General features: G+C 70.6%; 10 protein-coding genes. 7 read left to right on the top strand and 3 right to left on the bottom strand.

The features are described 5' to 3' along the window. Nucleotides 1-67: 67 nt before the first annotated feature. From ACFVTR_RS10155 to ACFVTR_RS10165, 3 genes are read left to right on the top strand one after another with little or no spacing between them, the layout of a single operon-like run. Complete coding sequence (locus tag ACFVTR_RS10155) at nucleotides 68-1,360, top strand: RNA polymerase sigma factor (RefSeq protein WP_376945082.1); 1,293 nt, start codon at nucleotides 68-70, stop codon at nucleotides 1,358-1,360. Nucleotides 1,361-1,367: 7 nt separating this feature from the next. Further along, nucleotides 1,368-2,624, top strand: a complete 1,257-nt coding sequence (locus ACFVTR_RS10160) for a Mur ligase family protein (protein WP_387036981.1) — start codon at nucleotides 1,368-1,370, stop codon at nucleotides 2,622-2,624. Continuing rightward, a complete protein-coding gene (locus ACFVTR_RS10165; RefSeq protein ID WP_387036982.1) occupies nucleotides 2,621-3,358 on the top strand; it encodes a type 1 glutamine amidotransferase in 738 nt (245 codons plus the stop codon). Before ACFVTR_RS10160 ends, ACFVTR_RS10165 begins: the two co-directional genes overlap by 4 nt. A gap of 84 nt (nucleotides 3,359-3,442) precedes the next feature. Here ACFVTR_RS10165 and ACFVTR_RS10170 read toward each other — a convergent pair whose 3' ends face one another. After that, nucleotides 3,443-3,679, bottom strand: coding sequence for a hypothetical protein (locus ACFVTR_RS10170; RefSeq protein WP_022887733.1), 237 nt, complete (start codon nucleotides 3,677-3,679; stop codon nucleotides 3,443-3,445). A gap of 141 nt (nucleotides 3,680-3,820) precedes the next feature. Here ACFVTR_RS10170 and ACFVTR_RS10175 point away from each other — a divergent pair, with 141 nt between their 5' ends. Further along, the gene (locus ACFVTR_RS10175; RefSeq protein WP_387036984.1) at nucleotides 3,821-5,899 is read left to right on the top strand and encodes a type IIA DNA topoisomerase subunit B; all 2,079 of its coding nucleotides are present in this window, start codon (nucleotides 3,821-3,823) and stop codon (nucleotides 5,897-5,899) included. A gap of 149 nt (nucleotides 5,900-6,048) precedes the next feature. On the opposite strand, the gene ACFVTR_RS10180 is transcribed toward ACFVTR_RS10175, so the two are convergent. Further along, nucleotides 6,049-8,526, bottom strand: coding sequence for a DNA topoisomerase (ATP-hydrolyzing) subunit A (locus tag ACFVTR_RS10180; RefSeq protein WP_387036985.1), 2,478 nt, complete (start codon nucleotides 8,524-8,526; stop codon nucleotides 6,049-6,051). Between the two features lie 75 nt (nucleotides 8,527-8,601). Here ACFVTR_RS10180 and ACFVTR_RS10185 point away from each other — a divergent pair, with 75 nt between their 5' ends. Further along, entirely contained in the window at nucleotides 8,602-9,750 is a 1,149-nt protein-coding gene (locus ACFVTR_RS10185; RefSeq protein ID WP_387036987.1) for an alkaline phosphatase family protein, read from the top strand. Between the two features lie 66 nt (nucleotides 9,751-9,816). On the opposite strand, the gene ACFVTR_RS10190 is transcribed toward ACFVTR_RS10185, so the two are convergent. Continuing rightward, entirely contained in the window at nucleotides 9,817-10,404 is a 588-nt protein-coding gene (locus ACFVTR_RS10190) for a DUF3043 domain-containing protein (protein ID WP_157424485.1), read from the bottom strand. A 36-nt stretch (nucleotides 10,405-10,440) separates the two neighbouring features. On the opposite strand from ACFVTR_RS10190, the gene ACFVTR_RS10195 reads away from it, so the two are divergent. After that, nucleotides 10,441-11,886, top strand: a complete 1,446-nt coding sequence (locus ACFVTR_RS10195; RefSeq protein ID WP_387036989.1) for a dipeptidase — start codon at nucleotides 10,441-10,443, stop codon at nucleotides 11,884-11,886. Between the two features lie 79 nt (nucleotides 11,887-11,965). Continuing rightward, the gene (erpA, locus tag ACFVTR_RS10200) at nucleotides 11,966-12,316 is read left to right on the top strand and encodes an iron-sulfur cluster insertion protein ErpA (RefSeq protein ID WP_157424487.1); all 351 of its coding nucleotides are present in this window, start codon (nucleotides 11,966-11,968) and stop codon (nucleotides 12,314-12,316) included. Nucleotides 12,317-12,501 lie beyond the last annotated feature (185 nt).

Consider the following 12,501-nt stretch of genomic DNA (forward strand, 5'->3'; position numbering starts at 1 on the left):
CCGACAGCTCGAGCCGCGCCCTCCGACGAGGGCACACGCCGGCCGACGGTAGGAGAGGTTCAAACGTATGGCAACGACGAAGGCGAAGGCGGCCGGCGAGGCTGAGGCCCCTGCCGCGAAGCGCCAGACCGCCGCGAAGTCGGCCCCCGCCAAGGCGCCCGCAGCCAAGGCTGCGGCGAAGACGACGACCGCGTCCAAGACGCCGCGCACCGCGACGGCGAAGACCGCCGCGAAGCCGCGCGCGAAGGCGAAGGGCAAGGCGTCCGACGACGATGAGGACGAGGTCGAGCCGGTCGAACTCGACGAGGTCGAGGTCGACGGCGCCGACGAGGGCGACGACGACGCGAAGCCCATCGCGGTCGAGCCGCACCCCACGGGCGCGCTCGTGCTCCGCGCTGCCGACGACGAGGACGAGGTGCCCGTCTACTCGTCCGCGATCACGGGCGCGACGGCCGACCCCGTCAAGGACTACCTGAAGCAGATCGGCAAGGTCGCGCTCCTGAACGCAGCCGAAGAGGTCGAGCTCGCGATGCGCATCGAGGCGGGCCTGTTCGCCGAGGAGAAGCTGTCGGCCATGACCGACGCCGAGAAGCGCTCGCAGCTCGGTCGCGAGCTGCAGTGGGTCGCGAAGGACGGCCAGCGCGCGAAGAGCCACCTGCTCGGCGCCAACCTGCGCCTCGTCGTCTCGCTCGCCAAGCGCTACACCGGTCGCGGCATGCAGTTCCTCGACCTCATCCAGGAGGGCAACCTGGGCCTCATCCGTGCGGTCGAGAAGTTCGACTACACCAAGGGCTTCAAGTTCTCGACGTACGCGACGTGGTGGATCCGCCAGGCGATCACCCGCGCGATGGCCGACCAGGCCCGCACCATCCGCATCCCCGTGCACATGGTCGAGGTCATCAACAAGCTCGCGCGCGTGCAGCGCCAGATGCTGCAGGACCTGGGCCGCGAGCCCACGCCCGAAGAGCTCAGCCGCGAACTCGACATGACCCCCGAGAAGGTCATCGAGGTGCAGAAGTACGGCCGCGAACCGATCTCGCTGCACACGCCGCTCGGTGAGGACGGCGACAGCGAGTTCGGCGACCTCATCGAGGACACCGAGGCGGTCGTACCGGCCGACGCGGTGGGCTTCACGATGCTGCAGAAGCAGCTCGAGTCGCTGCTCGACTCGCTCTCCGAGCGCGAGGCGGGCGTGATCCGCATGCGCTTCGGCCTGGGCGACGGCATGCCGAAGACCCTCGACCAGATCGGCGACACCTTCGGCGTGACGCGCGAGCGCATCCGCCAGATCGAGTCGAAGACGATGGCGAAGCTCCGCCACCCGTCGCGGTCGCAGTCGCTGCGCGACTACCTCGAGTAGGCCGCCGGTGCGCTACGCGCCGGCGATCCTCGTCGGCCGACTCACCCGTTTCGCCGCCCGGCTGCGCAAGCCGGGCGGCGGTTCGGCCGTTCCCGGGCTCGTCGTCAACCGCGTCGCCCCGAAGTACCTGAAGCGCACCCTCTCGGGCTTCCCGCAGGGGCTCGTGGTCGTGTCGGGGTCGGCCGGGAAGTCGACGACCACGAAGATGCTCGTCGCGATCCTGCGCGAGCACGGCGTCGACGTCTTCACGAACCCGTCGACGGCGAACATCAGCCAAGGGCTCACCTCTGCGCTGCTCGAGCAGGCCGACTGGCGGGGCCGCGTGCCCGGCGAGGTCGCGGTGCTCGAGATGGACGAGGGTCACGGTGCGCTCGTCATGCAGGGCGTCGACGCCCGCGTGGTCGCGCTCACGAACGTCATGGTCGACCAGATCGACCGCTTCCACGACTCCGAGATGGTCGCCGGCATGCTCGGCCGCATCGCGGCACGTGCGGGCGAGGCAGTCATCGTGAACGCCGACGACGCGTACCTCGAGCGGCTCGCCGCGAAGCTGCGACCGGAGGTCGCGGTGCATCGCTTCGGCGTCTCCCGGGCCGTGCTCGACTCGGCCCCGCGCGGGCTCGGGTACACCGAGACCGCCGCGCGGCGCCTCGCTGCGGGCGCCGGGCTCGTCATCGACGCGGTCGAGGGTCGCGAGGTCGTGTTCGACGACCGCGGTGCGGAGGTGCGAGCCGGATTGCCGGCCCGCGGCATCCACTACGCCGTCGACGCCGCTTGCGCCTACGAGACCGCGCGCGCCGTGCTCGGCGAACGCTTCTCGCCCGAGACGGCCGCGAACGCGCTCAGCGCGATCCCGGCGGTCTTCGGTCGCGGCGAGCGCGTCACCGTGCGGGGCCAGGAGGTCGAGTTCGTGCTCGTGCAGAACCCGGCGAGCTACCAGCTCAATGTCGACAGCATCGAGCACGGCACGAGCGACATCCTGTTCGCGATCGGCTCGGACGTGCGCGATCCCTCGTACTTCTGGCCGGCTGACGCCTCGTCACTGGGTCGTGTGCGGATCGTCAGCGGCTCGAAGGCCGCCGAGGCGGCGCTCATGCTCGCGTACGACGGGGTCGAGATCGACCGGGTGGAGCCCGAGCTCGGGATCGCCCTCGACGACTTCCTCGCGGCGCCCGCACCCGAGCGCGGCGTGAAGACGATCGTCTTCTCGGCCGACTCGATGCGCCGCACGCGCGCCCACCTCGGACTGACGGGAACGGAATGACCTTCACCATCGTCTCCCTCCTGCCGACACTGCAGAACACCAACGGCGACGCGCAGAACTCCACGGTGCTCGCGCAGCGCGCGCGATGGGCCGGCCTCGAGGCCGAGGTCGTGGCGGTCGACGACCACTCGGCCCTGCCTGCGCGGGTCGACGCGGTCGTGCTCGGCTCGGGCAGCGACGCCTCCCTCGAGACGAGTCGCGAAGCGCTGCTCGGGCTGCACGACGAACTCCGCCAGTGGGGCACCGAGGGCGTACCGATCCTCGCGATCGGCACCGGCTGGGAGCTGCTCAGCTGGGGGATCGAGACCGGCGGCGGCCGCAGCATCGAGGGCCTCGGCATCCTGCCGGGGCGCGCCGTGCCCCGCGACGGGCGGGTCACCGGCGACCTCGTCGTGAAGTCGCCGCTCCTCGGCACGCTCGTCGGATTCGAGAACCACGCGCGCGACTACCTCGGCGCGGAGGGCTCGCCGCTCGGCCGTGTGCGTTCGGGCGGCGGCAACGGCCGCGACTCCGGCCAGGAGGGCGTCGTCATGGGCGCCGTCTTCGGAACGCACCTGCACGGACCGGTGCTCGCGAAGAACCCCGGATTCGCCGATCACCTGCTCGGCATCATGGCCGAGCGCGCCGGGCTCTCGTACGCTCCGGGCGGCCGGGCCGGCGAGGTCGACGGCTACGCCGCGGCGGCGCGAGCCGCGCAGCTGCGTGCGGCGGGCGTCGAGGTATCCGCCGTCTGACCGCTCAGCCGCAGCGCAAAGCCACCCTGCAACGAGAAACGCCCCGGGGATGACCCGGGGCGTTCTTCGTGCGTTCGGTGGCGCTCAGCGCTTGTCGTCGGCCAGCAGGCGGCTCGACTCGTCGTGCCAGCTGTGCGCGATCTGCGAGAGCTTCTCCTGGTGCTTGCGACCGTGGTGGGCGCAGAAGAGGAGCTCGCCGCTCGCGACGACGACGCGGATGTACGCCTGCGCGCCGCAGGCGTCGCAGCGGTCGAGCGCGGTGAGCTCGTAGGGGGTCTCGAGTTCATCGACCGCACCGGTGGTCTCGGTGTACTGGGTCATGGCTCCTCCTCCGTGCTCATGAATGTCCGTTCATCAATGAAAACACGTGGGGGAGCGGCTCCCTTCCATGTCGCCGGGCATTTCGCTCAGCGCGTAGCGCCTGCACGACGGTGTCGGTGACGCTCACTAGGCTTGTTCGACGTGAGCTCCGACTATTCCGCCCGCCACCTCTCCGTCCTCGAAGGGCTCGAGGCGGTGCGCAAGCGCCCCGGCATGTACATCGGCTCGACCGACTCGCGCGGTCTCATGCACTGCGTCTGGGAGATCATCGACAACTCGGTCGACGAGGCCCTTGCGGGCCACGGTTCCGAGATCGGTGTCCTCCTCCATCCCGACGGCAGTGTCGAGGTGCGCGACCGCGCCCGCGGCATCCCGGTCGACGTCGAGCCGAAGACCGGACTCACGGGCGTCGAGGTCGTGTTCACGAAGCTGCACGCCGGCGGCAAATTCGGCTCGGGCTCGTACGCGGCCTCCGGCGGCCTGCACGGCGTCGGCGCCTCGGTCGTCAACGCACTGTCCGAGCGGCTCGACGTCGAAGTCGACCGCGACGGCAAGACCTACGCGATGTCGTTCCACCGCGGCGAGCCGGGCATCTTCGCCGATTCCGGCGCCCCCTCGCCCGACGCGCCGTTCACCCCCTTCGAGGAGCGCAGCGAACTCCGCGTCATCGGCAAGGTCAAGAAGGGCGTCACCGGCACCCGCATCCGCTACTGGGCCGACCGCCAGATCTTCACGAAGGGCGCCGAGTTCCAGACCGACGACCTCCTCGGGCGCGCCCGGCAGACCGCCTTCCTCGTCCCCGGCCTCGCGATCGACGTGACCGACGAGCGCGGCGAGACCCCCCACACCACTTCGTTCCAGTTCGAGGGCGGCATCTCCGAGTTCGTCGACCACCTCGCGCCCGACTCGGGCATCACCGACATCTGGCGTCTGAGCGGCTCCGGCAATTTCACCGAGACCGTGCCCGTGCTGAGCGAGGGCGGCGCGATGGTGCCGACCGAGCTCACCCGCACCTGCGAGGTCGACATCGCGCTGCGATGGGGCACCGGGTACGACACCGTCGTGCGCTCGTTCGTCAACATCATCTCCACGCCGAAGGGCGGCACGCACCAGACCGGGTTCGACCAGGGCCTGCTCAAGTTCCTGCGCCAGCAGGTCGAGCAGAACGCGCGCCGCCTGAAGGCCGGCAACGACAAACTCGACAAGGACGACGTGCTCGCCGGCCTCACCGCCGTCATCACCGTGCGCCTGCCCGAACCGCAGTTCGAGGGCCAGACGAAGGAGGTGCTCGGCACGCCCGCCGTGCGCAACATCGTCTCGAGCGTGCTCACCAAAGAGCTCGGTGCCCGGTTCGCATCGACGAAGCGCGATGACAAGGCGCAGTCCGCACTGCTGCTCGACAAGGTCGTCGCCGAGATGAAGTCGCGCATCTCCGCGCGCGCCCACAAAGAGACCCAGCGCCGCAAGAACGCCCTCGAGAGCTCCTCGCTGCCGGCGAAGCTCGTCGACTGCCGCTCGAACGACGTGGCGCACAGCGAGCTCTTCATCGTCGAGGGCGACTCGGCGCTCGGCACCGCGAAGCTCGCCCGCGACAGCGAGCACCAGGCGCTGCTGCCGATCCGCGGCAAGATCCTGAACGTGCAGAAGGCGAGCGTCGCCGACATGCTCGGCAACGCCGAGTGCGCCTCGATCATCCAGGTCATCGGTGCGGGGTCGGGGCGCAGCTTCGACCTCGCGCAGGCCCGCTACGGCAAGGTGATCCTGATGGCCGACGCCGATGTCGACGGTGCGCACATCCGCACGCTGCTGCTCACCCTCTTCTTCCGCTACATGCGTCCGATGATCGAGGAGGGGCGCGTCTTCGCGGCCGTGCCGCCGCTGCACCGCGTCGTCGTGATGAACCCCGGCACGAAGCCGAACGAGACGATCTACACGTACTCCGAGGCCGAGCTGAAGGGCGTGCTGGCGGGCCTCGACAAGCAGAAGAAGCGCTACCAGGACCCCATCCAGCGATACAAGGGTCTCGGCGAGATGGACGCCGACCAGCTCGCGACGACCACGATGGACCGGCGGCACCGCACGCTGAGGCGGGTCGGCATCGGCGACGCCGAGAGCGCCGGGCGGGTCTTCGAGCTGCTCATGGGCAACGAGGTCGCCCCCCGCAAGGAGTTCATCATCGAGAGCTCCGACGCGCTCGAGCGCGACCGCATCGACGCCTGAGGCGCGCTGCGAGCTGCGCGCCGCGGTGACCGGCCGCGCAGCTCGACCGTTGCGAAGCTCGACCGTCCCAAGCCACATCGGTCGCACTCCGAACAGCGAAGGAGGCGGGCACCCCATCGGGTGCCCGCCTCCTTCTTCGGTTCGAACCGTCAGCCGACCCGGCGACCGACCGCGGCGACGACCGACTCGAGCGGCTGACCCGACCCGTCGCGCTTCGCGCCTGAGTCGGGCAGCTCGCGCGTGCTGCCGTCGGGCCCGACGGCGAGTGCGGGGGAGGGGCCGACCCAGGCGAGGTGCAGCGCGTCCTCGCCCTTCAGGAACCGCTGTGCCCGAACGCCACCGGTCGCGCGGCCCTTGGCCGGGAACTCGGCGAAGTCACTGACCTTCGCGCTGCCCGGGTCGGTGCCGAGCAGGGTGTCGGTCGAAGCGGCCACGGTCACGACGACGGAGTCGGCGGTCTCGTCGGCCGACACGCTCGTGAAGTGGATCACGTGCGCGCCCGAACCGAGGTTGATGCCCGCCATGCCGCCGGCGGGGCAGCCCTGCGGGCGCACCGAGGCGGCCGAGAATCGCAGCAGCTGCGCGTCGGAGGCGACGAACACGAGCTCATCGCTCTCATCGCCCTGCACGGCGCCGACGACCTCGTCGCCGGCCTTGAGGCCGATGACCTCGAACTCGGGCTTGTTCGGGTAGGCACCCGTCGCGACGCGCTTCACGACGCCCTGCTTCGTGCCGAGCGCGATCGAACGATCGGCGTCGAGCGATACGATCGCGAGCACCCGCTCGTCACGGTTGGGGAGCGCGAGGTAGTCGGCGACCTTCACGCCGGCACCGAGCTGTACGGAGGTCGGCGGGAGCATCGGCAGGTCGACAGGGGTGAACCGGATGAGCCGGCCTCGACTCGTCACCGCGCCGATCTCGGCCCGGCTGGTCGTCGCGAGCGTCGACGCGATCGCGTCGTGCTTGCTGCGGCGGGCGGGCACCGTGATCGTCGGCGCGCCGTCGGGGCCCTCGGGCAGGTCGACGCGCGCGATGCGGCCCGTCACCGAGAGGATGACCCGGCACGGCACGTCGGCCACCTCGAGTGCGGCCGCGGCCGCACGCTTCGCCGCGGCGCCGGCGATCGACGGGCGCGCATCGGTGAGCAGCGTGCGGCGAGGCGTGCCGTAGCGCTCGGCGGTCTCGGCGAGCTCGTCGGAGACGAGGGCCTCGATGCGGTGACGGCTCGCGAGCAGCGCCTCGAGCTCGGCGATCTCGGCCCGCAGCTTGTCGCGCTCGGTCTCGAGCTCGAGGCGCGAGAACTTCGTCAGGCGGCGCAGCTGCAGTTCGAGGATGTACTCGGCCTGCACCTGGCTGAGGTCGAAGACCTCCATCAGGCGGCTGCGGGCGGCGGCGGTGTCGTCGGAGCCGCGGATGAGCTGGATGACCTCGTCGATGTCGAGGATCGCGATGAGCAGGCCCTCGATGAGGTGCAGCCGTTCGCGACGACGTGCGAGGCGGTACTCGGAGCGGCGCGTGACGACCGAGATGCGGTGGCCGACGTAGACCTGCAGGAGTTCGCGCAGGCCGAGCGTCTGGGGGCCGCCGTCGACGAGGGCGACGTTGTTGATGTTGAACGAGTCTTCGAGCGGGGTCAGCCGGTAGAGCTGCTCGAGCACCGCGTCGGGGCTGAAGCCGGTCTTGATGCCGATGACGAGCCGCAGTCCGTTGGTGCGGTCGGTGAGGTCGGTGACGTCGGAGATGCCGTTGATCTTCTTGGCGTTGACGCCGTCCTTGATCTTCTCGATGACCTTCTCGGGGCCGACGAGATACGGCAGCTCGGTGACGACGAGCCCGGTCTTGCGCGCCGTGATCTGCTCGACTGAGACCTTCGCGCGCGTCTTGAAGCTGCCGCGACCGGTCGCGTACGCGTCCTTGACGCCGGCGAGGCCGACGATCGTGCCGCCCGTGGGCAGGTCGGGGCCGGGCACGAACTCCATGAGCTCGTCGAGCGTGGCGTCGGGGTTGGCGATGAGGTGGCGGGCGGCGCCGACGACCTCGATGAGGTTGTGCGGGGCCATGTTGGTCGCCATGCCGACGGCGATGCCGGCGGCGCCGTTCACGAGCAGGTTCGGGTACGCCGCGGGCAGCACCTCGGGCTGGGTGAGCTGGTTGTCGTAGTTCGGCACGAAGTCGACGACGTCCTCGTCGAGGCCCTCGGTCATCGCGAGCGCCGTCGAGGCGAGCCGCGCCTCGGTGTAGCGCGGGGCGGCGGGGCCGTCGTCGAGCGAGCCGAAGTTGCCGTGGCCGTCGATGAGCGGCACGCGCAGCGTGAAGGCCTGCGCCATGCGCACGAGCGCGTCGTAGATCGCGGTGTCGCCGTGCGGGTGGAGCTTGCCCATGACCTCGCCGACGACGCGGGCCGACTTCACGTGACCCTTCTCGGGCCGGAGGCCCATCTCGCTCATCTGGTAGAGGATGCGCCGTTGCACGGGCTTCAGGCCGTCACGGGCATCGGGCAGGGCTCGCGAGTAGATCACCGAATAGGCGTACTCGAGGAACGAGCCCTGCATCTCGGTGGCGACGTCGACGTCTTCGATGCGCTCGACGATGGGTTCGTCGGCGGGCTGCGATGTGGCTCGGGTCATCCGTCGTTTCTGGGCCGTGCGTGCGGAGCACGCGGGGGAACGGGGGCGCGCCCGGCCTGTGCCAGACTGGGCGCGATGTCTGCCATGCTACCGGTGCCCGCCGACACCGCCCCGCGCCTCACCGCGGTGCTCGACAGTTCGCTCGCGAGCCTCACCGGGGTGTCGAACGCGCTCGGCCTCGCACCGGCCCGCAGCGCGGTCGTCGTGCTCGTCGACGGACTCGGCGCGGCGAACCTGCGCCAGCGCGCCGGCCACGCCCGCCATCTCGCGGGCGCCATGGCGAAGCGCGATGTCGTCTCCACTGTCCTCCCGTCGACGACCGCGGCGGCGCTCGCGAGCCTCACGACCGGCGCGATGCCCGGCGCCCACGGACTCGTCGGCTACCGCACCCTCGACCGCGCCCACGACCGGCTCGTCAACCAGCTCAACGGCTGGGACGCCGGCATGCGCCCCGAGACGTGGCAGCTGCGGCCGACGCTCTTCGAGGCGGCCACGGCCGACGGCGTCGACGCCGTCGTCATCGGGGCTCCGCGCTACGCCGACTCCGGCTTCACGCGCGCGGTGCTGCGCGGAGCGCGCTACGTCCCGGGCCTGACCATGGCCGATCGCTTCGAGGCCGCGCTCGGCGTGCTCGACGGGGGAGCGCCGGCGCTCGTCTACCTCTACATCCCCGAACTCGATCAGGCGGCCCACGCCGACGGCTGGGAGTCGGACCGCTGGCTCGGGCTCCTCGAGCAGCTCGACGCCGAGATCGCATCGTTCGAACGGCGGATGCCACGGGGCACCGGCCTCCTCGTCACCGCCGATCACGGCGTGGTCGACGTCCCCGCGCACCGGCACGTCTTCATCGACGCGAAGCCCGAGCTCGTCGACGGCGTCCGCCACGTCGGGGGCGAGCCCCGGTTCCTCCAGCTCTACTTCGAGGACTCCCTCGATGCGGCGTCGCGCGCGCGGCTCGTCGAGCACTGGCGCGCGTCGGAGTCGGGGCGTTCGTGGGTGGCGACGCGCGAGGAGGCGATCGCCGCTGGGCTCTTCGGCGAGGTGGCTCCCGAGGTCGAGCCCCGGATCGGCGACCTCCTCGTGGCCGCGCGGTCGGGCATCGCCTACTACGACCGACGGGCCGCCGACCGGCAGGCCGAGTCCATGATCGGCCAGCACGGGTCGCTCAGCGACGAAGAGGTGCGGGTACCGCTCATCCGTCGCGGCGCCTACCAGCGCTCCTGACGTCGCCGAAACGCGAGGATGCCACGTGGCCGGCCGGCCACGTGGCATCCTCGGTGTTCGAATCGGTCAGGCGGGGTACTGACGACGCTTGACCTGCGGCTTGGGCAGGCGCAGGGCGCGCAGCTGGAGCGCACGCATCGCCGCGTACCAGCGCACCTTCTCGACCTTGTCGGCGCCGAACTTGGCCGCGAGCTTGCGGGTCAGCACCTGGCCGAGGATGATCACGTCGATCACCGCGACGAGGAAGAACGCCCAGAGCGACATGATGCCGATGGCCTGGACCTCGGCGCTCGGGATGAACGTCAGCACGATGACCGCGAACATGACGGGGATGAGCACCTCGCCGATGCTGAAGCGCGCGTCGACGTAGTCGCGCACGTACTTCTTCTGCGGGCCGCGGTCACGGGCGGGCAGATAGCGCTCGTCGCCCATCGCCATGCCGACGCGAGCCTTCTCACGGGCGTCGGCGGCCTTCACACGCGCCTGCTTCGCCGCCTCCTTGCGGTCGTTGGGCACGAGGGGGCGCTTGTTCGCGGCCTCGCGCTCGGCGCGCGTCGGAGTCGGCGCGCCCTTGCCGCCGCTCTTCAGTCGTGCCTGGGTCTCTTCGAGCGTCTCGGCGCTCGGCTGCTCGGTGCTGTTGGGTTGCTTTGCCACGGGGTCCTCGAATCGGTTCCCCTTAAGATTACCGGCATGACCGACTCTCTCCCCACTGTCGCCGGAGCCGATGCGGCGAACCCGCAGGTCGAGGCGATCCGTGCGGCCGTCGCCGCCGGATTCCCGTCGACGATCGCCGACCTGACCGACCTCGTCAAGATCCCCTCGGTGTCGTGGCCCGCCTTCGACCCCGCCAACCTCCAGGCGAGCGCCGAGGCCGTCGCCGAACTCGTGCGCGGCCTCGACATCTTCGACCTCGTCGACGTCCGTCGCGCGCCGGTCGCCGGCGCCGAGAACGACGAGGACCCGCAGCTCGGCTCCCCGGCCGTCATCGCCCACCGCGCCGCCCGCAACGGCCGGCCGACCGTGCTGCTTTACGCGCACCACGACGTGCAGCCTCCCGGGCGCGACGAGGACTGGGACTCGGCGCCGTTCGAGCCGACGCTCCGCGGCGACCGCCTCTACGGCCGCGGAGCCGCCGACGACAAGGCCGGGATCATGGCGCACGTCGGCGCGATCCGCGCGCTTACCGAAGTGCTCGGCAAGGACCTCGACCTCGGCATCGCCCTCTTCATCGAGGGGGAGGAGGAGTACCTCTCGCAGTCGTTCGGGAACTTCCTCCACGCGCACCGCGACCTCCTCGAGGCCGACGCGATCATCGTCGCCGACTCGGGCAACTGGGACCTCGAGACGCCCGCGATCACCGTCGCGCTGCGCGGCGCGGTCGCGTTCAACCTCCGCATCGACACGCTCGCCCACGCCTCGCACTCGGGCATGTTTGGCGGCGCGGTGCCCGACGCGATGTTCGCGGCCATCCGGCTGCTCGACACGCTCTGGGCCGCCGACGGATCCGTCGCGGTCGAGGGGCTCACCTCTGCCGGGCTCGAGACGCCCGAGTACGACGAGGCGCAGCTCCGCGCCGAGACGGGACTGCTCGACGGCGTCGTCCCCGTCGGCAACGACACGATCCTCTCCCGCATCTGGTCGCAGCCGTCGATCACGATCACCGGCATCGACGCCCCCGACATCGCGAACGCCTCGAACACGCTCGTCCCCGGGGTTCGCGTGCGCGTGAGCGCTCGCGTCGCGCCCGGCCAGGACGCCCGGGAGGCGTACGAGGCCATCCGCACGCACCTCGAGCGGAACGCGCCCTTCGGTGCGCGGCTCACCTTCGAGGACGTCGACACCGGGCAGCCGTTCCTCGTCGACACGAGCGGATGGGCGGTCGCGGAGACCCGCGGCGCGATGGAGGACGCCTGGGGCAAGGCCCCGGTCGAGATCGGCGTCGGCGGCTCGATCCCGTTCATCGCCGAGCTCGTCGACGAGTTCCCCTCGGCGCAGATCCTCGTGACCGGCGTCGAGGACCCCGACTCGCGGGCGCACAGCCCGAACGAGTCGCTGCACCTGGGCGTCTTCCAGCGCGCACTGCTCGCCGAGGCGCTCTTCCTCGCGCGGCTCGACGCGCGCGACGGAGATTCCTGAGCGCTCCCTGCCGTCGGCCAGGCTGCGGCGGTTACCATTGGATGAGGATCACGCGTTTCCAGACGCATCGAGGAGAGACATGAGCGACACGATCACCGACACCACGCACGGCGTGAAGCTGAGCGACCCCGCCGCCGACAAGGTGCGCAGCCTGCTGTCGCAGGAGGGCCGCGACGACCTGCGTCTGCGCGTCGCAGTGCAGCCCGGCGGCTGCTCGGGGCTGATCTACCAGCTGTACTTCGACGAGCGCCTGCTCGACGGAGACGCCGTCGTCGACTTCGAGGGCGTCGAGGTCGTCGTCGACAAGATGAGCGTGCCCTACCTCGACGGCGCCTCGATCGACTTCGAGGACTCGATCCAGAAGCAGGGCTTCACGATCGACAACCCCAACGCGCAGGGCAGCTGCGCGTGCGGTGACTCGTTCCACTGAGCCATACCCCATCCCGCCGAAAGGAGGCCGCGAAAAGCGGCCTCCTTTCGTGTTTTCTGCAGATCGAACCGGATTTCCGCGGCGCGGCACGCCCGACACCGGCCCCGGATGCACACCTCGGGTGCGGAGTCGGAGTAGGCTAGACAACGATCAACGCGCTTCGCTGTGAAGCGCCTTCGAGTCTC

This window comes from Agromyces sp. NPDC058126, assembly GCF_042884595.1.
In the GTDB taxonomy this organism is placed as follows: Bacteria; Actinomycetota; Actinomycetes; order Actinomycetales; family Microbacteriaceae; genus Agromyces.